The sequence below is a fragment of the Halomonas sp. S3-1-1 genome, from assembly GCF_023757625.1.
In the GTDB taxonomy this organism is placed as follows: Bacteria; Pseudomonadota; Gammaproteobacteria; order Pseudomonadales; family Halomonadaceae; genus Vreelandella.
In genome coordinates, this window is the sequence record NZ_JALGBZ010000004.1 from 229436 (window position 1) to 253661 (window position 24226).

General features: G+C 60.8%; 25 protein-coding genes and 1 pseudogene. 22 read left to right on the top strand and 4 right to left on the bottom strand.

The window, feature by feature from the left end; translation table 11 throughout:
- Positions 1-32: 32 nt before the first annotated feature.
- Entirely contained in the window at positions 33-986 is a 954-nt protein-coding gene (ygfZ, locus tag MQW23_RS13565; protein ID WP_252108730.1) for a CAF17-like 4Fe-4S cluster assembly/insertion protein YgfZ, read from the bottom strand.
- Positions 987-1196: 210 nt separating this feature from the next.
- Between ygfZ and MQW23_RS13570 the strand changes: the two genes are divergently transcribed.
- From MQW23_RS13570 to MQW23_RS13610, 9 genes and pseudogenes are all read left to right on the top strand, one after another.
- On the top strand, positions 1197-1394 hold the full coding sequence (locus tag MQW23_RS13570; protein ID WP_252108731.1) for a hypothetical protein: 198 nt from the start codon (positions 1197-1199) through the stop codon (positions 1392-1394).
- Positions 1394-1825 carry an OsmC family protein gene (locus MQW23_RS13575; protein WP_252108902.1) on the top strand — a complete coding sequence of 144 codons (432 nt, stop codon included), beginning with the start codon at positions 1394-1396 and terminating at the stop codon, positions 1823-1825. Before MQW23_RS13570 ends, MQW23_RS13575 begins: the two co-directional genes overlap by 1 nt.
- Positions 1826-1848: 23 nt before the next feature.
- Positions 1849-3873, top strand: coding sequence for an excinuclease ABC subunit UvrB (uvrB, locus tag MQW23_RS13580; protein WP_252108732.1), 2025 nt, complete (start codon positions 1849-1851; stop codon positions 3871-3873).
- Positions 3874-3875: 2 nt separating this feature from the next.
- Positions 3876-4700, top strand: coding sequence for an endonuclease VIII (nei, locus tag MQW23_RS13585; RefSeq protein WP_252108733.1), 825 nt, complete (start codon positions 3876-3878; stop codon positions 4698-4700).
- Between the two features lie 194 nt (positions 4701-4894).
- A complete protein-coding gene (locus tag MQW23_RS13590) occupies positions 4895-6400 on the top strand; it encodes a fumarate hydratase (RefSeq protein ID WP_252108734.1) in 1506 nt (501 codons plus the stop codon).
- Positions 6401-6500: 100 nt separating this feature from the next.
- Positions 6501-7919: a cardiolipin synthase gene (cls, locus tag MQW23_RS13595; RefSeq protein WP_252108735.1), complete on the top strand. Its 1419-nt coding sequence runs from the start codon at positions 6501-6503 to the stop codon at positions 7917-7919.
- A gap of 33 nt (positions 7920-7952) precedes the next feature.
- On the top strand, positions 7953-8870 hold the full coding sequence (locus tag MQW23_RS13600) for a LysR substrate-binding domain-containing protein (RefSeq protein WP_252108736.1): 918 nt from the start codon (positions 7953-7955) through the stop codon (positions 8868-8870).
- A 160-nt stretch (positions 8871-9030) separates the two neighbouring features.
- Positions 9031-9930, top strand: a pseudogene (locus tag MQW23_RS13605) (YihY/virulence factor BrkB family protein); the annotation flags it as partial.
- Positions 9931-9951: 21 nt separating this feature from the next.
- A complete protein-coding gene (locus MQW23_RS13610; RefSeq protein ID WP_252108903.1) occupies positions 9952-10227 on the top strand; it encodes an acylphosphatase in 276 nt (91 codons plus the stop codon).
- 33 nt (positions 10228-10260) lie between these two features.
- Here MQW23_RS13610 and MQW23_RS13615 read toward each other — a convergent pair whose 3' ends face one another.
- Positions 10261-11208, bottom strand: a complete 948-nt coding sequence (locus MQW23_RS13615) for a D-2-hydroxyacid dehydrogenase (RefSeq protein WP_252108737.1) — start codon at positions 11206-11208, stop codon at positions 10261-10263.
- 187 nt (positions 11209-11395) lie between these two features.
- Between MQW23_RS13615 and MQW23_RS13620 the strand changes: the two genes are divergently transcribed.
- The 13 genes from MQW23_RS13620 (at position 11396) to MQW23_RS13680 (ending at position 22567) form a co-directional block, all read left to right on the top strand.
- Positions 11396-11713 (top strand): FmdB family zinc ribbon protein, encoded by a 318-nt coding sequence (locus MQW23_RS13620; RefSeq protein ID WP_252108738.1) that lies wholly within the window; start codon positions 11396-11398, stop codon positions 11711-11713.
- Between the two features lie 64 nt (positions 11714-11777).
- Positions 11778-13559: an aspartate--tRNA ligase gene (gene aspS / locus MQW23_RS13625; RefSeq protein ID WP_252108739.1), complete on the top strand. Its 1782-nt coding sequence runs from the start codon at positions 11778-11780 to the stop codon at positions 13557-13559.
- A gap of 129 nt (positions 13560-13688) precedes the next feature.
- Positions 13689-14240, top strand: a complete 552-nt coding sequence (gene ruvC, locus MQW23_RS13630) for a crossover junction endodeoxyribonuclease RuvC (RefSeq protein ID WP_252108740.1) — start codon at positions 13689-13691, stop codon at positions 14238-14240.
- 119 nt (positions 14241-14359) lie between these two features.
- Positions 14360-14968 carry a Holliday junction branch migration protein RuvA gene (ruvA, locus tag MQW23_RS13635; protein ID WP_252108741.1) on the top strand — a complete coding sequence of 203 codons (609 nt, stop codon included), beginning with the start codon at positions 14360-14362 and terminating at the stop codon, positions 14966-14968.
- 59 nt (positions 14969-15027) lie between these two features.
- The gene (ruvB, locus tag MQW23_RS13640; RefSeq protein ID WP_252108742.1) at positions 15028-16065 is read left to right on the top strand and encodes a Holliday junction branch migration DNA helicase RuvB; all 1038 of its coding nucleotides are present in this window, start codon (positions 15028-15030) and stop codon (positions 16063-16065) included.
- Positions 16062-16508 (top strand): tol-pal system-associated acyl-CoA thioesterase, encoded by a 447-nt coding sequence (ybgC, locus tag MQW23_RS13645; protein ID WP_252108743.1) that lies wholly within the window; start codon positions 16062-16064, stop codon positions 16506-16508. The genes ruvB and ybgC overlap by 4 nt, the downstream gene beginning before the upstream one ends.
- A gap of 113 nt (positions 16509-16621) precedes the next feature.
- Positions 16622-17302 (top strand): protein TolQ, encoded by a 681-nt coding sequence (gene tolQ / locus MQW23_RS13650; RefSeq protein WP_252108744.1) that lies wholly within the window; start codon positions 16622-16624, stop codon positions 17300-17302.
- A gap of 11 nt (positions 17303-17313) precedes the next feature.
- Positions 17314-17757, top strand: coding sequence for a protein TolR (gene tolR / locus MQW23_RS13655; protein WP_252108745.1), 444 nt, complete (start codon positions 17314-17316; stop codon positions 17755-17757).
- Positions 17758-17764: 7 nt separating this feature from the next.
- Complete coding sequence (tolA, locus tag MQW23_RS13660; RefSeq protein WP_252108746.1) at positions 17765-18976, top strand: cell envelope integrity protein TolA; 1212 nt, start codon at positions 17765-17767, stop codon at positions 18974-18976.
- A complete protein-coding gene (gene tolB / locus MQW23_RS13665) occupies positions 18976-20262 on the top strand; it encodes a Tol-Pal system beta propeller repeat protein TolB (protein ID WP_252108747.1) in 1287 nt (428 codons plus the stop codon). Before tolA ends, tolB begins: the two co-directional genes overlap by 1 nt.
- Before the next feature lie 76 nt (positions 20263-20338).
- A complete protein-coding gene (gene pal / locus MQW23_RS13670) occupies positions 20339-20887 on the top strand; it encodes a peptidoglycan-associated lipoprotein Pal (RefSeq protein WP_252108748.1) in 549 nt (182 codons plus the stop codon).
- Between the two features lie 84 nt (positions 20888-20971).
- Complete coding sequence (ybgF, locus tag MQW23_RS13675) at positions 20972-21787, top strand: tol-pal system protein YbgF (protein WP_252108749.1); 816 nt, start codon at positions 20972-20974, stop codon at positions 21785-21787.
- A gap of 18 nt (positions 21788-21805) precedes the next feature.
- Positions 21806-22567 carry a YciK family oxidoreductase gene (locus MQW23_RS13680; protein ID WP_252108750.1) on the top strand — a complete coding sequence of 254 codons (762 nt, stop codon included), beginning with the start codon at positions 21806-21808 and terminating at the stop codon, positions 22565-22567.
- 49 nt (positions 22568-22616) lie between these two features.
- Here the strand turns inward: MQW23_RS13680 and MQW23_RS13685 are convergent, their stop codons facing one another.
- Together MQW23_RS13685 and ubiG are read right to left on the bottom strand one after the other, a co-directional pair.
- Positions 22617-23321 (bottom strand): HAD family hydrolase, encoded by a 705-nt coding sequence (locus tag MQW23_RS13685; RefSeq protein ID WP_252108751.1) that lies wholly within the window; start codon positions 23319-23321, stop codon positions 22617-22619.
- A complete protein-coding gene (gene ubiG, locus MQW23_RS13690) occupies positions 23322-24065 on the bottom strand; it encodes a bifunctional 2-polyprenyl-6-hydroxyphenol methylase/3-demethylubiquinol 3-O-methyltransferase UbiG (protein WP_252108752.1) in 744 nt (247 codons plus the stop codon).
- Positions 24066-24226 lie beyond the last annotated feature (161 nt).

Sequence of the window (24226 nt, forward strand, 5' to 3'; positions counted from 1 at the left end):
ACGTTCGCAGGGCCGTTTTTGATGCCGGCTCGTTACGTGGCCATCAGGCTCGCCGAGAGCTGCTCCGGGTCCAGGCGCTCGACGGCGTAGGGCAGTGACTCGAGCGTCACGGGCTGGTTGTTGAGATAAAGCGGCAGCGGCTCATCGATGGCTTTGGTTGCCACCACCGCCAGCAGCTCGACGTACCCCTGATCACCAAAGGCACTGCTGACCACCTCGCCCAGGCTTTTGCCTTCGTCACTGACCAGCGTTTCAGTCGCGGCGGGCAGTGCATCGGCATTTAAGCTCGCGCGCACCAGGCGCTTTTTGACCTGGCCACGAAAGTGCGCCCGCGCCACGACTTCCTGGCCGGTGTAGCACCCTTTCTTGAAGCTGATGCCACCCAGCGCCTCCCAGTTGATCATCTGCGGCAGAAAATGATCTTCCTGAGCTTCGTCAAGCCAGGCGATGCCGCTTCGAATGTCCGCGAGCCGCCAGGCGTTTTCGAGCGCCGCATCCGCGCCCGGCACGTCTTCCTCAATACAGAAGAGGTAGCGCTCTTCAAACGGCAGGCGCAAAACGGAAGCCTTTTCGTCGCCAGTGTGCAGGTAGCCGCTTTTAGGGAGCTCGAGCCCCAGCGCCTCGGCGCGTTTAACGCCCTGATCAGCTCCAGCGCCCACGAGAGCGATATTGGTATTGACACTGAGCTCGGCGCGGTAGAACACCGCAAACTTTTTAAGGTGGGTCGCGAGCTTCTCCGCTAGCGTGGCGCTGACCAGCAAACGATAGTGGTGCTCGGCAACGCGAAAGAGCTGACCGTTGGCGATGATGCGCCCCTTGGGCGTGCAGAAGCAGGTGAGCGGAGCGAAAGCGCCATTGGCCAGACTCACCTGGGCGCTGGTCTGGCCCTGAAGGAATTTCTCGGCGTTCTCGCCCTTGATGTCCAGTACCGATAGGTGATCCAGGCGCACTTCACCATTAAAAGTGGGGGACTGTTCGGTTGCCATACATGCTCCACGGCAAATAGATTGAGAATGCGTCTAGCCTAACACTACTCAACGCAGGTGCGGGCGCCAGGTTGTAATTGCAAGGCGTCCCCACCGTGCTAGACTTCTCGGTCTGTATCAGTTTTGCATAGGTTCTGCTGTCCAATGTTTTGCAGCGAGCCTTTGCACGAGTTCACCGGCGCAGGCGCCGGCTCAAGTAAAGGACGTGTCATGGCTAATCAATCGCTGAGCTTCAAGGGTGTACAAAACGCCGATCAGGTCAACCGAATCACCACCGCGCTCATGATGCTCGACGGCGTGGAGAGTGCAGAGGTCGGCCGCCACGGCGCGGAAGTCGAAGGGCGGGCGAGCCACCAAACGCTCGTCAAGGCAGTAAAGGATCTCAAGCTGGGCGTCGAGGTCAAATGATGCATACCCCCATCACGCTGATCAGCGAACGCAACCGGACGTTTCGCCACCGCATCGAGGTCGAAAGCGTCGAGGCGCTTTATGCTGATGCGCCCAAAGTGCTGGGTGGCGAGGGTCAGGACCCGGACCCCCACGACTACTTCGATATGGCGCTGGGTAGCTGCAAGGCGATCACCGTACAGATGTACGCCAAGCGCAAGGAGTGGCCGCTCGAAGGTATCACCGTGACCATCGCGCGTGACGACAGCAAGGAGCGGGAAGGCGAGTACGGGTTGGACGTACGTCTCGACTTTCACGGTCCGCTGGACGACGCGATGAAGCATAAGCTTTTGGACATCAGCAGCCGTTGCCCCGTACAGCGCTTGATGACCGAAGCCACGGTCACCATCGAGACCCGGCTTGCGAGTGCGACTGAAGCCTCGAGCCAATAGCCCTTTTAAGAACTGGAGTAGTGATGAGCAAAGCGTTCCGGCTAACGTCGAAATTTCAGCCTGCGGGCGATCAGCCCAATGCCATTAAGGGCCTGATCAGCGGGCTCGAGTCGGGGCTTGCCCATCAGACGCTATTGGGCGTGACCGGCTCGGGCAAGACCTTCACCATGGCCAATATCGTGCAGGAGCTTCAGCGCCCAACCATCGTCATGGCGCCGAACAAGACCCTGGCCGCCCAGCTCTACGGCGAATTCAAGGCGTTTTTCCCGGACAACGCGGTGGAGTATTTCGTCTCCTATTACGACTACTACCAGCCCGAAGCCTACGTCCCATCGTCGGACACCTTCATCGAGAAAGACGCCTCGATCAACGACCACATCGAGCAAATGCGTCTGTCGGCGACCAAGGCGCTTTTAGAGCGCCGCGACGCGCTGATCGTGGTGTCGGTGTCGGCGATTTACGGCCTGGGCGACCCGGATCAGTACCTTAAGATGCGCCTGCACTTCACCCGCGGTGAGCTGATCGATCAGCGCGCGTTCCTGCGCCGGCTCGCGGAGCTTCAGTACACGCGCAACGACATGGATTTTCGCCGTGGCACCTACCGCGTACGCGGCGACGTCATCGACATCTTTCCCGCGGATTCCGACGAGGAGGCGGTGCGGGTCGAGCTGTTCGACGACGAGATCGACTCCATTCGCCTGTTCGACCCGCTCACCGGCGACGTGCGCGGCCAGGTGCCGCGCATGACCATCTATCCGAAATCTCACTATGTGACGCCGCGCGAGACGATCCTCGAGGCGATCGAGTCGATCAAGGGCGAGCTTAAGGAGCGCCTGGAGTGGCTTCGAAAGCACGAACGGCTGGTGGAAGCACAGCGTCTCGAGCAGCGCACGCTCTACGATATCGAAATGATGCTGGAGCTTGGCTACTGTAACGGCATCGAAAACTACTCTCGCTACCTTTCCGGGCGCGATCCGGGCCACGCGCCGCCGACGTTCTTCGACTACCTGCCCGACGATGCTCTGCTGTTCATCGATGAATCCCACGTAAGCGTTCCGCAGGTGGGCGGTATGTACAAGGGTGACCGCTCGCGCAAGGAAACCCTGGTTGAGTATGGCTTCCGGCTGCCCTCGGCGCTGGATAACCGCCCGATGAAATTCGAGGAGTGGGAGTCGATCTCTCCACAGACAATCTTCGTCTCGGCAACGCCGGGTAAGTACGAAGCCGAGCACGCCGGGCAGGTCGTCGAGCAGGTGGTGCGGCCTACAGGGCTATTGGACCCGGAAATCGAGGTGCGCCCGGCCAGTACTCAGGTCGATGATCTACTGTCTGAAGTGCACAAGCGTACCGCGGTCGGCGAGCGTGTACTCGTCACCACGCTGACCAAGCGTATGGCAGAGGATCTGACCGAATATCTCGATGATCACGATGTGCGCGTGCGCTACCTGCACTCGGATATCGACACCGTCGAGCGCGTCGAGATCATCCGCGATCTTCGTTTGGGCAAGTTCGACGTGCTGGTGGGTATCAACCTGTTGCGCGAAGGCCTGGATATTCCAGAAGTATCGCTGGTGGCCATTCTCGATGCGGACAAGGAGGGCTTTCTGCGCGCCGAGCGCTCGCTCATCCAGACCATCGGGCGCGCCGCGCGAAACGCCCACGGCAAGGCGATTCTCTACGGTGATCGCATCACCGATTCGATGCGCAAAGCCATGGATGAAACCGAGCGGCGCCGCACCAAGCAAATGGCGCATAACGAAGAGCACGGTATTACGCCGACCACCGTCACGCGTTCGGTCGCCGATATTCTCGAAGCGGCCCAAGCTCCCGGGGCGAAGAAAACCAACGGTCGCCGCGGGGCGGATCGCAAGAAAAGCGCCGCGCCGGATTACGATATTGCCAACATGGGCCAGCACGAGCTGGGTGAGGCGATCGGAAAGCTCGAAGACGCCATGTTCGAGGCGGCCCAGAACCTGGAGTTCGAGGAAGCGGCGCGCCTTCGCGACCAGCTCAACCAAATGAAAGAGAAACAGCTGGTACTGGGGTAAACATGCCGGAAGGACCCGAGATCCGCCGCGCGGCGGATCGCATCGAAAAGCAGATCGGCGGGCGCGTGCTGGAGCACGCCTGGTTCGCCTTCGAAGAGCTTCAGACCCAAGCAAATTCACTGATCGACACCCGTGTCGACGCGGTCGAAACCCGCGGTAAGGCGATGCTGATCCGCTTCGATAACCAGCGCGTGCTCTATTCCCATAATCAGCTCTACGGGGTATGGAAACTTCACGCCGCGCACAAACCGCCCCAAACCAACCGATCGCTGCGCGTGAGGCTCGTCACCGAGGGCAGGGTGGCGAGTCTCTACAGCGCCTCTGACATTGCGCTACTCGATGCTAATGCGCTCGAAGATCATCCGTTTTTGGCGAGGCTCGGACCGGATCTTTTGAGTCAAAACGTTTCGACTGCCAGCGTGCTGGCGCGACTCGACGACTCGCGCTTTCATCGTCGAAGCCTCGGGGCACTGCTGCTCGATCAGGGCCTGGTCGCCGGGCTCGGCAACTATTTGCGCTCGGAGATTTTGTTCTACGCAGGGCTTCATCCCAAAAAGCGTCCGGTCGATCTTATCGCCACCGAGCGAGAGCAGCTGGCGCAGATCATTATCGACACTACGTGGCAGGCCTACCGACAGGCGGGCGTGACGAATCGCGACGCGTGGATCGAGCAGGCCAAAATTGCGGGTGAAACCAGGCGGCAGTGGCGCTTTAGCGTGTTCGAGCGTGCCGGGCTCTCTTGTCATCGCTGTGGCGAGATTATCGAGCGGCAGATGGTGGGCTCGCGACGGCTCTATTGGTGCCCGCACTGTCAGCCGGTTGCCTAATGGCACCAATATTTATACCGTTATCTTGCTAGTCGGTAATTAAATTAAATCAGGAAAGGAAATTCGCAGTTAACGCAAAGCTGCTGGGGAAGGGGTGATCGGGTATAATGGGCGGATTAGAACGGCTAACGGATTGAAAAAAATCCCATGTTAAATAGCCGCTTGAAACCGATCCATCGAGGAGCCCGTTGTTCATGACCGTGATCAAGCAGGATGACGTTATTCAAAGCGTTGCCGACGCCCTTCAGTACATCTCCTACTACCACCCGAAAGACTTCATCGACGCCATGGCGGCTGCCTACGAGCGAGAAGAGAACCCCGCTGCCAAAGATGCCATCGCCCAGATCCTGATCAACTCGCGGATGTGCGCCACCGGCCACCGGCCGATTTGCCAGGATACCGGCATCGTCACCGTGTTCGTTCATGTCGGCATGAACGTCACGTGGGAAGCGGACATGAGCCTCGACGACATGGTCAACGAAGGCGTGCGCCGTGCCTACCTGCTGCCCGACAACGTGCTGCGTGCCTCGGTACTGGCCGACCCGGACGGCAAGCGTCAGAACACCAAGGACAACACGCCCGCCATCATTCACCACAAGCTCGTACCGGGTGATAAGGTCGATATCCACGTAGCGGCGAAAGGCGGCGGCAGCGAAGCGAAATCCAAGTTCGCGATGCTGAACCCGTCCGATAGCGTCGTCGACTGGGTGCTCGATCAGCTGCCCAAAATGGGTGCCGGCTGGTGCCCGCCGGGCATGCTCGGTATCGGCATCGGCGGCACCGCCGAAAAAGCCATGGAGATCGCCAAGGAAGCGCTGCTTGATCCGATCGACATTCAGGACTTGCAGGCACGCGGGGCGAGCAATCGCGCCGAAGAGCTGCGTCTGGAGCTGTTCGATAAGGTTAACAAGACCGGCATCGGCGCGCAGGGGCTGGGCGGTTTGACCACGGTGCTCGACATCAAGGTCAAGGACTACCCGACCCATGCGGCGAACAAGCCGGTCGCCATCATTCCCAACTGCGCCGCCACTCGCCACGCACACTTCACCCTCGACGGCTCCGGTCCGGTGGCACTGCCCGCGCCCAAACTCGAGGACTGGCCGGAGATCACTCGCGAAGTCGGCGAAAACGTCAAGCGGGTCGATCTCGATAGCGTCACCCCGGAAGAGGTGAAGACCTGGCAGCCAGGCGACACGCTGCTGCTCAACGGCAAGCTCTTGACCGGCCGTGACGCCGCTCACAAGCGCATGACCGATATGATCAGCAAGGGCGAGCCGCTGCCCGTCGATATGAAAGGGCGCTTCATTTACTACGTCGGCCCGGTCGACCCGATCGGTGACGAAGTCGTTGGCCCCGCCGGCCCGACCACCGCTACCCGAATGGACAAGTTCACTCGCACCATGCTTGAAGAGACCGGCCTGTTGGGCATGGTCGGCAAGGCGGAGCGGGGCGAGGCCGCCATCGAAGCGATTCGCGACAACCAGGCGGTTTACCTGATGGCCGTCGGCGGCTCGGCTTATCTCGTCGCTCAGGCGATCAAGAAGTCGCGCGTGGTCGGGTTCGAGGATTTGGGGATGGAAGCCATCTATGAATTCGAGGTAGAAGATATGCCGGTGACCGTCGCCGTCGACACGCAAGGTACCTCTGTGCATCAGACCGGCCCGGCCAAATGGAAGGCAATCATCGCCGAAACCGCGTAAACTCATCGCCTGTAACAATAGACCGACAAAGCCCCGTACTGCGGGGCTTTTGTACATGTGAAATCGCAAAGGAATTCATGTCCATGGCAGGGAGCGTTCGATGACCTCGTGGCTTATCGGTACGGCCATTCTACTGATTCATCTTCTGGGGGTGGTGTCCGCCGTCATGGCGCTGATGTCGAGCCGTACCTCCCAGGGCGCCGTTGCCTGGATCATGTCGCTTCTCACGTTTCCCTACGTTGCACTGCCGGCCTATTGGCTGTTCGGCCGCCCACGCTTTTACGGCTACGTGACTGCCCGCGGCGCCAGAGACAACGTATTGCGACGTGTGCTGCGCCGCTACCGCAACAATATGAAGCCGCACATTTCGCTACCCGCCACGCCGGATATTCAGGCGGTCGAGCAACTGGCGATGATGCCGCTGACCAAGGGTAACCACGCCGAACTTCTCATCGATGGAGAGGCCACGTTCGAAAGTCTGTTTCAGGGCATCGACGAGGCGACAGACTACCTGCTACTGCAATTTTTCATCGTACGTAACGACCGGCTTGGCCAGGCATTAAAAGCGCGCCTGCTCGAAGCGGCCCGGCGGGGCGTACGGGTTTATTTTCTCTACGATGAACTTGGCAGCCGCAAACTGCGCGACAGCTACTTCAAGGAGCTTGAAAGCGAAGGAGTAGCGATTAGCCCCTTTGGCTCATCCCGGGGGTTCAAGCACCGCTTTCAGCTCAATTTCCGCAACCACCGCAAGATCATGGTGGTGGACGGCAAAAAAGGGTGGGTCGGGGGCTTTAACGTTGGGGTCGAGTACTTGGGTGAAAACCCGCGTCACGGCCCTTGGCGTGATACTCACTTGGCGCTCCAGGGCCCGGGCGTACTCGGCCTTCAGGAAGCCTTTTGGGAGGATTGGCACTGGGCGACCGGAGAAGTCATCATCCTGAATTGGCATGCGGAAAACCACGCCCAAATGGATCATCAGGTGGTGATCGTACCTTCCGGGCCAGCAGACAAGCACGATACCGCCAGTCTTTTGGTACAGCAGCTAATCCATAGCGCCAACGACCGGCTCTGGGTGACAAGCCCCTATTTCGTACCGGATCAGGGCGTTCAGGACGCGCTTCGCTTGGCGGCCATGCGGGGAGTGGACGTACGCGTGATGATCCCCGAGCGCCCGGACCACCTTCTGGTATTCCTCTCGGCCTTCTCCTTTTTACCCGACATGCTGCGTGCCGGAGTGAAAATATACCGTTATCTTCCTGGTTTTTTACACCAAAAGGTCATGCTAATTGATTCAGAAGCGGCAACCGTTGGCACCGTCAATCTGGATAACCGTTCGTTTCGTCTTAATTTTGAAATTACCGCGTATATGCCGTCTGAATCCTTTGCGCTGGACGTTGAGCGAATGCTGGAAGAGGACTTTACCCAATGTCGTCGCGTTACGATTGACGAAATTCGTAATCGTCCGCTTTGGAAAAAGGTCGTGTCGAGAGCCGCGTATTTAACCGCGCCCATTCAGTAGCGCTTGCAGAAAGGCCGAACCAAGGAGAACCGGGTGAATCTGGAAACCAAATGGCTCGAGGATTTCGTCGCGCTGGCCAATACGCGCAGCTTTTCGACCTCCGCGCGGCAGCGTCACGTCACTCAGCCCGCCTTTAGCCGGCGGATTCGCGCGTTGGAGCAAGCGCTGGGTACCACGCTGGTGGATCGCTCGACCACCCCGATCGGGCTAACCGCAGAGGGCCAGCTTTTTTTGGTCACCGCGCGCAACCTGGTCGATCAGCTCAACGAATCGCTGAACCACCTGCGGGGGTTATCGATTGCCAACGAGGCGCTGGATATCGTCGCGGCGCACTCGCTTGCGCTGAGTTTCTATCCGCCCTGGATATCGCGACTCCAAAAAGGGGTAGGGGAGCTGCCTACCCGATTAGTGGCGATGAACGTTGGCGAAGCGATTCACGTGCTGCGCGAGGGCAACTGCGATTTGATGCTCGCCTATTTCGACCCCTTTGCCACCATGCAACTCGACACCAAGGTCTTTCCCTCGTTTTCGATTGGCAACGTCAAAATGCTGCCGGTATCGCTTGCCGACCCCCAGGGCAAGCCGCTGTTCACCCTCGACCAGCCCGAGCCGGTGCCATATCTGACCTATAGCCAAGGCGCTTTTTTGGGGAAAAGCGTGCATATGGTGCTCAAAAACGACCCGCGTCGGTTGAACCTGCGCACTGTGTACGAAACCGCGATGGCGGAAGGGCTGAAAGGGATGGTGCTGCAAGGCGTGGGCATGGCCTGGATCCCGGATTTCTGCATTCGCGAAGAGCTTAGAAGTGGCCGGCTGGTACGCGCCGGTGACGAGAGCCTCGATATCCCGCTGGAAATCCGCCTTTACCGCTGCTCGCTGGTCCATAAGCCTGGCGTCGAACGGCTGTGGCGCCAGATGATGAAGCTACCCCGCGACTTTTTGCAGGCCTGATGGCCACTCGGCTCAGAGCCGATGATTGTATGCCCACAGACAGGTTCTGCCTGCAGCACGACAACGCTGCGATGCAGGCTATAGTTAGGTATGCTGTTATTGATTTTAAAAAGCGCTCGATATAAGGCGCACTTATAAAGCATTTTGCAAGGGAATCAACATGCTAATAAAACGAAGGCTGCTTTTTTGGTGGCAAGTGGTACAGGACGCCATCGCGCTCTGGCTCGAGCGAAACGCCTTTAGCTATGCAGGCTCGCTGGCCTTTTACACCCTTTTTTCGCTCGCGCCAACGATCATCATCGCGGTGACGGTCATCGGTATGGTGCTTGGCGAAGAGGCCGCCCAGGGGCAAATCGTCGCTCAGTTGCAGGGAACGCTCGGACTCGATGCGGCCTCCGCCATTGAGCAAGCGGTAGCCCAATCGCGTATCGAGGAGTCGGGCTTGCTGCCAACGCTTTTGGGCTTTGGGGCGCTGCTGATCGGTGCGACCACCGTTTTTGGGCAGATGCAGTTCTCGCTCAATACGATCTGGGACGTGACCGCCAAACCTACCTCCAACAGCGTATTCATCTTCATCAAGACGCGCCTTTTATCGCTCACCGTCGTACTTGCCATTGGCTTCATCCTGCTGGTATCGCTGGTATTGGGCGTCGTGGTGCGGGGCATGCTGCAGGCCGCCAACTATATCGTGCCCTATATCAGCTTTTTTACCCGCACGGCGGAGTCGCTGGTGTCGCTAGGCATGGTGACGCTGCTGTTCGCGACCATCTTCAAGGTGCTGCCGGACGTTGTACTGCGCTGGCGAGACGTGTTCATCGGCGGTTTGGTGACAGCCATTCTATTCACCATCGGGCGCAATTTGATCGCCATTTATCTCGCCTATACTGCCACGGCCTCGACCTACGGGGCGGCGGGCTCGGTGGTCATGGTGCTTTTATGGGTTTATTACAGCTCGCTGATTTTGCTGTTCGGCGCAGCGTTTACACGCTCGCTGTTGACCCGACGCGGGCGGGCGATCATACCGCGCAATAGCGCCGTTCGCGTCAAGCACGAGTTCGTCAAGGAGTTCAAGGAGGCCGACATGTCGACCAAAAGCGTACGGGCGTTTGTGACCGGCAAGGTGCAGGGCGTCAATTTTCGCAGTACTACTCGGGAAAAGGCGCTGGCCACCAGCATCAGCGGCTACGCTAAAAATCTCTCCGACGGTCGTGTCGAGGTACTGGCATGCGGGAAAGAAGAGGCAGTCGATTCGCTCGTCGAGTGGCTATGGCAAGGCCCGGAGGGCGCTCATGTAACCGACGTGAGCGTCGAGCAGATCAAGGAGGCCCACGCGCCTGAGAGTTTCACCACGGCCTGAGGACCGTGGCAAACCCCGTTTTACAAGAGCGCCTCAGGCGCTCTTTTTGTAGGAGTCGATATTCTCGGCGGTCAGGCGAACGATGTTCTGACGCGCTTCGGGGGTGATCCAGGCGTTGTGCGGGGTGACAATCAGATTGAGCGGCTCGCGAGCGGCCAGCGCATCCAGTAGCGCGTGGCCCTCGCGGGGCGGCTCTTCGGGCAGCACGTCCACGGCAAGCCCGCCAATCTGTCCGTCACGAAGCGCTTGCAGCGCGGCGTGCTCATTGATGATGCCGCCGCGAGCACAGTTGATCAGCAAAAGCGTCGACTTCGCTTTCTCCAGTCGCGCCTGGTTGATCAGGTGCTTCGTCTGTTCGTTGAGCGGGCAGTGCAGACTGATCACATCGGCCTGGGGCAGCAGTTCATCGAGACTTTGGCGCTCGTCATTCGCCTCGTCGCCGGGACGGGCGGCAAAATGCACGTTCATGCCAAACGCCTCGGCCAAGCGCGCCACCTCGGAGCCGAGCTCCCCCTGGCCGACCATGACGAGCTGCTTGCCGGCAAGCTCCAGCGTCGGATAGTCCTGCAGGCAGAAAAACGCGCTCTGCTGCCAGGCACCGGCGGCGACGTCCTGCTGATAGCGTGGCAGGCGCGCCGCCAGGGTGAGCATCAGCATTAGCGTGTGCTGGGAGACGCTCGCCGTACCGTAGGCGGTGACGTTTTTCACCGCGATGCCGTTGTCCCTGGCGGCGTCCATATCGATATTGTTGACCCCGGTGGCCATCACGCAGATCAGCTTGAGCGAGGGCAGGGCGTCGAGCACGTCGCGGCCGATTTTGACCTTATTGACCAGCGCGATCTCGGCGCTCTTGAGCCGATCGAAAGCCTCTTCTGGCGCCGTCTGATCGAAAACCTCGAGCGATGACACGCTGTCGCGGATGGCGGTGAAATCGATATCAGGACCCATGCTTTTCGCATCGAGCATTACCGCGTGGGGCATTTGGTGATCTCCATATAGGCGGCAGGCCCTGTCAAACCTTGCTTGGCAGGGGGCACAAAAGGGTATAATGGGCGGCTTTGCGGGCCGCTGTCTTGGAATTTATGACCACAGGCCACATATTGTCTCGGCCCAACGACGCTTGGGTCATCAACGTCCTGTCCAGTTGAGCTTTTCAGGAGCCATCAACATGCCCATCTATGAGTATGAGTGCAAGGCCTGCGGTCATCGCATGGAAAAATTACAGAAAATCAGTGCCGACCCGCTAACCCACTGCCCGGCATGTGCCCAGGACGAGCTTTCAAGGCTGGTATCGGCGGCGGGCTTTCGCCTGGCCGGTGGCGGCTGGTACGAAACCGATTTCAAAACCGGCGGCAAGAAAAACCTTGCCGCGGACGGTCAAGGCACCTCGAGCGCTAAGGATAGCACCGGTGCGAAAAGCGACGCGCCTGCGTCGAGCGGCTCGTCAAAAGGCGGTTCATCAAAGGATAAGGGCGCCGCGGCCTAGCCGCGCCGGTCACGGCGCGATGCTCGCGCCACTTTTATTGCCACGTAACAGAACAGGATGAAACATGCGCAGCCATTATTGCGGCCAGCTTAACGAAACTCTGGTAGATCAAACGGTGACCGTTTGTGGATGGGTCCACCGTCGCCGTGATCACGGCGGGGTCATTTTCCTCGACATGCGCGACCGCGACGGTATTGCGCAGTTCGTCGTCGACCCGGATACCGCCCAGGCGTTCGAAACCGCCGACCGTGCTCGCAATGAATACGTGCTGCGTATTACCGGCCGCGTCCGTTTGCGCCCGGAAGGCACCCAGAACCCCAACATGCCTACCGGCATGGTGGAAGTGCTGGCGAAGGACGTCGAGGTACTCAACACCGCCGCCACGCCGCCGTTCCAGCTCGACGAGCACGGCAAGGTAGGCGAGGAAGTGCGCCTCAAGCACCGCTACATCGATCTGCGCCGCCCGGACATGATCGAGAAGCTGCGCCTGCGCTCGCGCATCTCCCACAGCGTACGCGCGTTTCTCGAAAACGAAGGCTTTCTGGATATCGAGACGCCGGTACTCACCCGGGCAACGCCGGAAGGCGCGCGGGACTACCTGGTCCCGAGCCGCACCCACGCTGGAGAGTTCTTCGCGCTGCCGCAGTCCCCGCAGCTGTTCAAGCAGCTTTTGATGGTCGCCGGCTTCGATCGTTACTACCAGATCGCCAAGTGCTTTCGTGACGAGGACCTGCGCGCCGATCGCCAGCCGGAGTTCACCCAGATCGATATCGAGGCCTCCTTCGTCGAGGAGAGCGATATCATGGGCATCACCGAGTCGATGATTCAGAAGCTCTTCAAGGAAGTGCTCGACGTGACGCTTCCCGACTTCCCGCGCATGACCTGGCAGGAAGCCATGGACCGCTTCGGCTCCGACAAGCCGGATCTGCGCATCCCGCTCGAGCTGACCGACGTCGACGACCTGATGAAGCAGGTCGACTTCAAAGTCTTCTCAGGTCCGGCCAACGCCGACGACGGCCGCGTCGCCGCGCTCAAGGTCAAGGGCGGCGCCAGCCTCTCGCGCAAGGAGATCGACGAGTACACCAAGTTCGTGGGTATCTACGGCGCCAAAGGCCTGGCCTGGATCAAAGTCAACGAGCGCGCCAAAGGGCTCGAGGGCCTGCAGTCGCCGATCGTCAAGTTCATGGAGAACGTGGTCGAAGAGCTTCTGGACCGCGTCGGTGCCGAAGACGGCGACATCATCTTCTTCGGTGCAGACAAGACCACTGTGGTCAACGAAGCGATCGGCGCGCTGCGTGTGAAGCTCGGTGCTGATCTCGAGCTCTACACTCAGGAGTGGTCGCCGCTGTGGGTCGTCGACTTCCCGATGTTCGAAACCGACGGCAGCGGCCGCTTGAGCCCGCTTCACCACCCGTTCACCGCACCGTCCTGCTCGCCGGAAGAGCTCAAGAACAACCCGGCCCAGGCGCTTTCGCGCGCTTATGATATGGTGCTCAACGGTACTGAGCTCGGCGGCGGCTCGATCCGTATCCACGATCAGACCATGCAGCGCAGCGTGTTCGAGATTCTGGGCATCGGTGAAGAAGAAGCCCAGGAGAAGTTTGGCTTTCTGCTCGACGCGCTCCAGTACGGCGCGCCGCCCCATGGCGGCCTGGCCTTCGGCCTCGACCGTTTGGTCATGCTAATGGCCGGTGCGAAGACCATTCGTGAAGTGATCGCCTTCCCGAAAACCCAGAGTGCCGCGTGTCTGATGACCGACGCCCCGGGCGAGGTAAGCGCCGAGCAGCTCAAGGAGCTCAACATCCGTCTGCGTCAAAAAGCGAAAGCCGAAGACGCCGCGCAGTAACGTCGTCTCGCTATCGAGCAGGCTCAAACACCGGCGTTCGCGCCGGTGTTTTCGTTTCAGGGCGTCTTGATATATAGGCAAGCGTCCCAGCTTTGCCGGTTGTAGAGCAGTTCGTTGGAGAACACCAGCATGAATGAACGGCCCATTGAGCCGCCCCGGCGCATTCTGGGTATCGACCCGGGCTCGCGAATTACCGGTTACGGCGTGATCGAGCTGATCAACGCAAAGCCGGTCTACGTTGCCAGCGGCTGTATTCGCACCGCCGACGGGGCGCTGGAGCAGCGTCTGGCACAAATTTATGCCGGTCTTGCCGAGGTGGTCGGGCTTCACCGGCCTACTGAGGTGTCCGTCGAGCGCGTGTTTCTGGCCAAAAATCCGGATTCCGCGCTTAAGCTCGGCCAGGCCCGGGGCGTGGCACTGGTATGTATGGCCAACCACGGCCTGGGCATCGCCGAATACGCCGCCCGCCAGATCAAACAGGCGGTGACCGGCCAGGGCGGGGCGGACAAGTCTCAGGTGCAGCACATGGTCACCGCGATATTGAATCTCTCCGCCACGCCCCAAGCCGACGCCGCCGACGCTTTGGCAATTGCGCTTAGCCACGCCTACGCGGGCCAAGGGCTTCTGGCCACGCCCGCGCGCGGCGCCAGGCGTCGCTCTAGCGGCCGCTGGCGGCTTTGACAGCGCCTCATGACCCCGGCACCACTGGTCATAAGTACAGAGTCGTCATATAGTAACCCCGGTTTCGAGCGCTCCCCGCCAGCGCTTGATCATCTTTTGGTTTGGGAATGAGGTCGTTCATGATTGGTCGTTTAAGCGGCGCACTGCTGGAAAAACACCCCCCTTGGGTGGTCGTCGACGTGCACGGCGTCGGCTATGAGCTGGAGGCCTCGATGACGACCCTCGTGGCGCTTCCCGCCCCGGGCGAGCCGGTCTCGCTCTATACCCACCTGACGATCCGCGACGACGCACACCTGCTGTACGGCTTTGCTCGGGAGCACGAGCGGGCACTGTTTCGCGCGCTGATCAAGGTCAACGGCGTGGGGCCGAAGCTCGCGCTGGCGATTCTTTCCGGCATGGACGAGGACGCCTTCATGCGCTGCGTACGCGACGACGACGCCAAGGCGCTGACGAAACTTCCAGGGGTGGGCAAGAAAACCGCCGAGCGGCTGATTATCGAGATGCGCGACCGCTTCCCGGAATGGGAGCGCGGCGAATACGCCCCGCTGGCCCTGGAAGGTGCCAACGGCGAACCGACGCCCCGCGACAATACCGCCGACGCGGAAGCCGCGCTGGTCAGCCTGGGTTACAAGCTGACCGAAGCCGCTAAAATGCTTTCCGACCTTGACCCGCACCAAAGCACCGAGGCGCTGATCAAGGCGGCGCTGACGCGGCGCATGGGAGGCTAAGTGAACGTACCCACCGATTCCATGCCAGCCAATTCGACGCCAGCCAGTCACGGGGTACTATGCTAGAACACGACCGGCTCATCGCCGCCGCGCCGGAACAGGGCGAAGTACGGCTCGACCACGCCATCCGGCCCAAAAAGCTTCACGACTACATCGGCCAGCCGCGCGTGCGCGAGCAGCTCGAGATTTTCATCGGCGCGGCGCGGCTGCGCGAAGAGAGCCTGGATCACACTCTGGTGTTCGGCCCGCCGGGGCTTGGCAAGACCACGCTTGCCAACATCATCGCCACCGAAATGGGCGTCGGGCTCAAGTCCACGTCAGGCCCGGTGCTCGAGCGCGCCGGCGATCTTGCCGCGATGCTCACCAACCTGGAGCCGGGCGACGTACTCTTTATTGACGAAATCCACCGGCTTTCGCCGGTCGTCGAGGAGATCCTCTACCCGGCTATGGAGGATTTTCAGCTCGATATCATGATCGGCGAAGGCCCGGCGGCGCGCTCGATCAAGCTCGACCTTCCGCGCTTCACGCTGGTGGGCGCGACGACCCGCGCGGGGCTTTTGACCTCGCCGCTGCGCGACCGCTTCGGCATCGTGCAGCGCCTCGAGTTTTATAATCTCGAAGAGCTGACCGAGATCGTATCCCGCTCGGCGAGACTTTTGAACGTCGAAACCAACGAAGAGGGCGCCATCGAAGTGGCTCGGCGCTCGCGCGGCACGCCGCGGATCGCCAACCGGCTTTTGCGCCGCGTGCGCGACTACGCCGACATCAAAGGCGACGGCGTCGTTAACGCTGCGTTGGCGGACGCCGCGCTCAATATGCTAAACGTGGATCATCACGGGCTCGATCACATGGACCGGCGCCTGCTGCTCGCCATGATCGATAAATTCGACGGCGGCCCGGTCGGCGTGGATTCGCTCTCGGCGGCGATCGGCGAGGAGCGCGACACCATCGAGGATGTGATCGAGCCTTACCTGATCCAGCAGGGGCTTATGATGCGCACCCCGCGTGGGCGAATGGTGACGCGCCAGGCTTGGCTGCATTTCGACCGCGTGCCCCACGAGCAGAGCGTCGATGTTGAAGGGGAACGCCGCCCGTGAGCCAATCTGAACAGCTTAAAGGCGAACAACGACAGGCGTTTCATCTGCCGGTGCGCGTTTACATCGAGGATACCGACGCCGGCGGCATCGTCTACTACGTTAACTATTTGAAGTTCATGGAGCGCGCTCGCAGCGAATGGCTACGGGCATTGGGCTTTTCCCAGCAAACGCTGCTGGACGAAGGCACGCAGCTAGTGGTATACCGCTTGGCTTGTCACTACAGCAAGCCGGCAAAACTCGACGATGCGTTAAGCGTCGATGCGCACGTCGAGAGTATGGGCCGCTGCAGGATGACGTTCGAGCAGCGCGTTTGGCGAAACGAGGAACTCCTTTGCCGCGCGACAGTCGAGATAGCCTGCCTTGACCGCCAAACGCTGCGCCCCCGGGCCTGGCCCGAAGCGCTTAGCGAGCTTTTTGCCGAGCGCCAGACGTCATCGGCCTGACGCTTAAGTGCGGCGCTTTAGAAGCATTTGAGCGGGCATTGTATTTAACCGACGGACCACCCAGGCGCGTTTGCGCTGACTGACCAATGAGGGCCACTGTGAACGATAACACCATGTCTATCCCCCACCTGATAATGAGTGCCAGCACCGTCGTACAGCTGGTCATGCTGCTGCTAGTGGCGGGGTCGATCCTCTCATGGGTGGTGATTTTCCAGCGCAGTATCGCCCTGCGTCGCGCCAAGCGCGAGTACAGCGAGTTCGAAGAGTCGTTCTGGTCCGGGGTGGATCTGAACGAGCTTTACCGCGACATTCCCGCCGACGACCCGCGCCACGGCGCTGAGCACATCTTTCAATCCGGTTTTCGCGAGTTCAACCGCTTGATGCCCAAAACGCGCAACCCGGACACGGTTCTGGAAGGCGTTCAGCGCAGCATGCGGGTAGCCTGGTCGCGCGAAGAGGACCGTCTGACGCAGCATCTGACGTTTCTGGCCACCGTAGCCTCGGCAAGCCCTTATATCGGTCTTTTCGGCACGGTGTGGGGCATCATGGGCTCGTTTCAGGCGCTGTCGTTTTCCCAGCAAGCTACGCTTGCCACCGTCGCACCCTGGATCGCCGAGGCGCTGATCGCTACCGCCATGGGCCTTTTCGCAGCTATCCCGGCGGTCATTTTCTATAACCGCCTCTCCAACGATGTCGGCCGACTACTGGGCAAGTACGAAGACTTTGCCGAAGAGTTTCACGCCATTTTGCATCGCAATCTTCAGGGTCGCGATAGCACTAAAAGCGTCGGCTAAAGGAGTTCGCCATGCACGGGCCATTCAATCGCGGCGGCAAGAAAAAGCCGATGGGCGAGATCAACGTCGTTCCTTTCATCGACGTCATGCTGGTACTGCTGGTGATCTTCATGATCACGACCCCCATGCTGACCCAAGGCGTTCAGGTCGACCTGCCCCAAGTCAGCTCCGAGCCCATCGAGGATCAGGAAGACAATGATCCCATCATTATCTCCGTTGATGACGAGGGCAGCTTCTATATCACTTTGGGCGAAGACACCAACAGCGTCACCATCGACGAAGTTTCCGAGCGCGTCGTCGCCATTTTGCAGCGCGTGCCCAATACGCCGGTCATGGTACGTGGCGATCGCAATGTGCCTTACGGTCAGATCGTGGTGCTCATGAGTACGCTTCAGCGTGCGGGCGTGGCCAACGTGGGGCTGCTTTCCGAGCCGCCGCAGGACGCTCAAGGGTAACGCTTTTATGGCCCATGACGCTTTTCGTGATCCCCAGGACGTCGGCTACACCTGGCCTACGGTACTCGCCGTGGCGGTGCACGCGCTGATTCTTCTTTTCAGCCTCGTGAGCTGGCCATCGTCCACCGAGGAGCCGGATACTACCTCGATCGTCCAGGCGACCTTCGTCAGTACCGAAACCTTCACCGACCAGGCGCAGCAGGCGATCGAGCAGCAGGCCGCACTTGAAAGCGGCGCCAGTAGCGACACCCAACAGGCGCCGGAGCCTGCGCCGGAACCCGAACCCGAACCCGAACCCGAACCGCAGCCAGAGCCTGAACCAGAGCAAAGCACGGCCCAGGCCGACGCCGAGGCGGCAGCCGAAGCCGCCGCGGCGGAGCGCGCCCGGGCGCTGGAAGAAGCCGAAGCCGAAGCGGCGCGTCGCGCCGAGGAGGCCGAGCAGCTTGCCCAGGAGCGCGAAGCCCAGGCTCAGGCCCGCGAAGAGGAGGCCCAGCGGCTCGCCGAGGAGCGTGCCGCCGAAGAGCAGGCCCGCGCCGAGGCGGAAGCCGAACAGCAAAGGCTTCGTGAAGAGCAGGCCCGCCAGGAGCGCGAAGCCGAAGCCGAGCGCCAACGCGAGGAGGAAGCGCGCCGCGAGGCAGAAGCCGAAGCCCAGGCCGAGCGCGAACGCCAGGCCGAAGCGGAAGCCGAGCGTCAGCGCGAAGAGGAAGCACGCCGCGAAGCAGAAGCAGAAGCCCAAGCCGAGCGCGAACGCGAAGAGGCGGCACGGCGTGAGCGGGAAGCAGAAGAGCAGCGTCAGCGTGAGGCCGAGGCACAGCGTGAACGCGAAGCCGAAGCACAGCGTCAGCGCGAGGCAGAAGCCGCCATGCAGCGCCAGCTCGAAGGCGAGGCGGCGGCTGCCGCGGCCAACGCCCAGCAAGCGCAGCAGGCGGCGAACAACTTCAGCAACTTGGTGCAGCGCGCGGTGGAGCAGGCCTGGATCATCCCGGGAGGCGCCGACAACCTGCGCGCGGTAATAAGTGCGCGCTTGGGGCCCTCGGGAGAAGTTCTATTGACTAATATAGTAACGTCGAGCGGCAACAGCGCTTTCGATCAATCCGCCGTTCAGGCGGTCGAACAAGCCGCACCGTTTCGCGAACTGCTACAGCTAACGCCGGAACAGCAGCGCGATATACGATCGCGTCCGATAAACTTTAACTTCACTCCATCGGGGGTACGTTGATGCAGACCTTGAGTAAAGCCTGGCTATTTTGTGTGCTGCTGCTGATCAGCAGCGTCGCAAGTGCCAACCTGACGATCGAAATCACGCGTGGTAGTGATCAAGCGCTTCCCATTGGCGTCGTGCCCTTCGAAGGGGGCGAAGGCTTCCCGGAAGACGTGGCGCAAATCGTGCAGGATGACCTGGAGCGTAGCGGCATGTTCGCGCCGCTCGAGCGCAGCGCCATGTTCGAACGCCCAAGCCAGGCAAGCGACGTTGAGTTCGGCACGTGGCGTTCGCTGGATACGCGCTACCTGGTGGTCGGGCGTGCCCAGCAAACCGGCGGCGGCTATCAACTTCAGTTCGATCTGATGGATATCAGCGGCCAAACGCGCATGATCGGCGAAACCGTCAATGTCAGCGGCAATGACTTACGCGGTGCTGCCCACTACATCAGCGACCAGGTATTCGAGGCGATCACCGACATCCGCGGCGCGTTCTCGACTAAAATCGCTTACGTCACCGCGCAGGGGCTTGGCGATAACATGCAGTTTGGTCTGTACGTGGCGGACGCCGACGGTGCCCGCAGCCAGCAGGTGCTGACGTCGGATCAGCCAATCATGTCGCCGGCCTGGTCCCCGGATGGACGTAAACTGGCCTATGTTTCCTTTGAAACCGAGCGCCCGGCGATCTATATTCAGGATGTTTCGAGCGGTCAGCGCGTACAGGCGACCTCGTTCGAGGGCATCAACGGCGCGCCCGCCTGGTCGCCGGACGGTCGCCGCCTGGCAATGTCGCTTTCCAAGGATGGCCAGCCGGATATCTACGTACTCGATATCGGCAGCCGCTCGCTCAACCGCTTGACCGACAGCAACAGCATCGACACCGAGCCGGCCTTTTCGCCCAACGGCGCCAACATTTTGTTCACTTCGGATCGCAGCGGCGGCCCCCAGATCTATCAGATGTCCGCCAACGGCGGTAACGCCAACCGGGTGACTTACACCGGCAACTACAACGCTCGCGGGCGCTATTCACCGGAAGGCGATCAGATCTTTTTGGTCCACCGATCGGACCGCGGTTATCAGGTCGCGCGCCAGGAACTCGACGGTGGCCGGTTGGTGGTCTTGAGCGAGTCAACGCGGGATGAATCTCCCAGTGTTGCGCCGAACGGGACCATGGTAATCTTCGCTACCCAACAGGGTGGAAGTGGCTTTTTGAGTGCCGTTTCGGCGGATGGCCGCTCGTCATTCAGACTGCCGGCAGCACAGGGTGAAGTACGCGACCCCGCGTGGTCTCCCTTTTTAAACTGACGTTCAATTCCAAAACGTTGAACGACAGAAACGTTGAACAACATTGAATTCTGTTTTTCAGGCAAGGAGTCTGATCATGCAACTTAAGCCATTGGCTCGCTCTCTAGCAGTCGCATTCTCCATTCTGGCCGTTGCGGGCTGTTCGAGCACCGGCGGCACCCAGGACGGTGACGCATACGGTAGCCAAAGCGGCAGCACCGCTGGTACCGGCACCGGTTCCGGTATGGGCACCAGCGGTACCGGTCAGTACGGTTCCACTTCTGGCTCCGGCGCCGGCCAGCAGGCCGACTCGCGCATTCCCGAAGTGCGGACCATCTACTTCGATTACGACCGCGATACGATCAAAAGCGAGTACGAATCCGTCGTGATGGGCCACGCGCGCTATCTGCAGGCCAATCCCAACGCTCGCGTGACCCTCCAGGGCCACACCGACGAGCGCGGCACGCGTGAATACAACATGGCGCTTGGCGAGCGTCGTGCGCGCGCCGTTCAGCGCTTCTTGAACATTCAAGGCGTTTCGCCGTCTCAAATGAGCGTTGTCAGCTACGGCGAAGAGCGCCCGGCAGCCAGCGGTCAGGGCGACAGCGCCTACTCGCAAAACCGTCGTGTGGTCTTTAGCTACTAATTCGGCTAACGGGTCAGACGGTTAAACGTTAAGCTATCAAGCGCCCCGGGGCAGTACTGCCTCGGGGCGTCTTTGGGAGTCATCATGAATCACAGTCTCAAACGTTTTTTTGGGAGGCTGTGCGGTGCGGGAGCCATTGCGCTCCCGCTGTCCGTATTGCCTCTCGCGGTGCTCGCTCAGCAGCCGCTGGTTCAGGACATGTCCTCCGGTTCCGGCGGGTTCTACTCGCAAACCCAGCGTCAGGAAGCCTCTGGCGGTAACCTGGTACTGTTCAATCAGGTCGAGGAGCACCAGCAGGAGATTCAGCGCCTACGGGGTCAGATCGAGGAGCTGCGCCATCAGATGGAGCAGCTCAAGCGCCAGTCGCAGCAGCAGTATCTCGATATCGAAGACCGCTTGATGAACCTGCAAAGCGTCCCGGCGTCCGCGCCGGCAGCGCCCGCTACACCGCAAGTCGAACCCGAGGCCGCCGAAGAGGTGGCCGCTCCGTCCTCGTCACAAGCCTCGTCAAACAACGTCAGCGAAGACGCGCAAGCGGACTATCAGGCCGCCTTCGCCCACGTTCAGGCGCGCCGCTTTAGCGAAGCGATCGATGCCTTCAACGATTTCGTCAGCGCCCATCCGGATACCAGCCTGACCGCCAACGGCTACTACTGGCTGGGTGAGCTTTACGCCGCCGAGAACGAGCTATCCGCCTCGGATGATGCGTTTAGCCGCGTCATCAACGACTTCGACTCAAGCTCCAAGGTGCCGGATGCGCTTTACAAGCTGGGCTTGGTCAAGGCGCGCCAGGGCGAAACCGAGCGCAGCCGCGAGCTGCTCGAGCAGGTGCGCGACGATTACCCGCAAAGTAGCGCCGCCGGCTTGGCCAACGACTTTCTTCGCCAGTCCGCCGGATAATTCACCCCGAGGTTATGCATGACCTGCAAGATCGATTATCAGGCCCGGCCTGACTTGCTCAAGGATCGCGTCATTCTGGTCACCGGCGCCGGTGACGGTATCGGCCGCGTCGCCGCGCTCGACTACGCAAGGCACGGCGCCACCGTCATTTTGCTGGGCCGCACCCTCGAAAAGTTGGAGCGCGTGTACGATGAGATCGAAGCCCAGGGTAGCCCCCAGCCGGCGATCTTTCCGCTCAATATCGAAGGGGCGCTGATCGAGGACTACGACGATATGGCAAGGCGGCTGGACCGTGAGTTTGGCCGCTTGGACGGACTGCTTCACAACGCCGGGCTTCTTGGCACCCTCACGCCTTTCGAGGAGTACGAGCCGGAGCTCTGGGAGCAGGTGATGCAGGTCAATATCAATGGCCCGATCTGGATGACCCAGTCGCTGTTACCGCTTCTGGACAGCGCCGACGATGCTTCGCTGATTTTCACCTCATCGAGCGTGGGCCGAAAAGGGCGGGCGCAGTGGGGCGCCTATAGCGTTTCGAAGTTCGCCACCGAGGGCTTTATGGAAGTGCTGGCCGACGAATTCAAGGCGCACGAACATCTTCGTATCAACACGCTCAATCCGGGCGCGACCCGCACCGACATGCGCGCCGGCGCTTACCCGGACGAAGACCCGGCCACGCTGCGAACCCCGGAGCAAATCATGCCCACCTATCTGTGGCTAATGGGCCCGGATAGCCGCGGCGTGACCGGCCAAAAAATCGACGCCCAGCCCCCCAAAGCCTAATGGGGCTTGAATGGCCGAGCGGCGGCCAAGGCGTAAGGACGTTAGCGCGTCAAAACGTGGCCAGCCGCTCGACCAGGTCTCCGCAGGTTTCAAACCAGATATCGGCGGGCCATGTACGGTAGTCGTCCTGCTCGCTGATATAGCCATAGCCCACCGCAATGGCGGTCATGCCCGCCGCTTTCGCCGCTTCGATATCCCGCCGATGATCGCCAACGTACCAGCAGTGCGCCGGGTCGATCGCAAGGCGCCGCGCCGCTTCCCACAGCGGCTCCGGCTCCGGCTTTTTCACGCTTAGATCGTCGGCGCACAAAAGCGCGCCGGGTTCCAAAGCCAGCGCCTCCAACAGCGGCAGGGTATAGCGGCGAGGCTTGTTAGTGACGATCCCCCAGGGCTTTTGTTCGCCATGCCAGCCGGCAAGCCAGGTGTCCAGCGGTTTGAACACCTGGCTATGGGTTGCAACGGCCTGCTCGTAGGCATCCAGCAGATACTGGCGCGCCTCTGCGTGGCCCTCGGCGTCCGACGCAAGGCCGATCGCCAGCGTCACCAGAGCGCTGCCGCCGTTGGAGACTTCCCGGCGAATCTGCTCGAAGGGCAGGGGCGGCTGGCCGTGAAAGCGGCGCAGCGCGTTGGTGGCATTGGCCAGATCCGGCGCGGTGTCGACCAGCGTGCCGTCCAGATCGAACAAGACGGCCTTGGGCGCAGGTAGTGCGGCGCTTGCCGGCTCGGTCGCGTTACAGGTAGAGGCGTGAGGCATTCAGTGACCCACCCGGCGGCAGTACATCATGTAGTTGACCGAGACGTCGTTGGCCACCAGCTTGTAGCGCTTTGTGAAGGGGTTGTAGGTTAACCCGGTCTGCTCGCGCACCTCGAGTCCCGCCTTGCGCGCCCAGCTCGCCATTTCGTGAGGCCGGATGAATTTGGCGTAGTCGTGGGTGCCGCGCGGTAGCAGGTTCAGCACGTACTCGGCGCCGACGATAGCGAAGGCGTAGGACTTCGGCGTACGGTTGATCGTCGAGAAGAAAACGTAGCCACCGGGGCGTACGAGCGTGCAGCACGCGCGGATGACCGAGGCCGGGTCCGGCACGTGTTCGAGCATTTCCATGCAGGTAACGACGTCGAACGCTCCCGGCATCTCGTCGGCCAGGGTTTCGACGCTAACGTTACGATACGCAAGCTCGACGTTTTGATGCTCGGCGTGTACCCGCGCCACCCCCAGCGGTGCCTCGCCCAGGTCGATCCCGGTCACGTCGGCGCCGCGGCGCGCCATCGATTCGCTTAAAATTCCGCCGCCGCAGCCCACGTCGAGCACTTTTTTGCCCGCAAGCCCGGCGCGAGCGTCGATGAAGTCAAGGCGCAGCGGATTGATCTCGTGCAGCGGTTTGAACTCGCCTGTCTCGTCCCACCACTGGTTGGCAAGTGCTTCAAACTTCGCCACTTCCGCTTGGTCGACGTTACCTTGATAGCGATTGACGGTGCTATCCTCTGGGGTCGCTTGCATGGGTTCACTCCCTTATCCTGTCAGCGCGAGACGTTACCCGGCGCCCGTTTACCAAAAAAATTGGTTACATTAAGCTACAAGGTGGCATCCACCCCCGGGTTTTGTATTATTGCATTCTAACCACTCCAGGCGCGAAGCGCATGAAAAGGACGTCGACATGA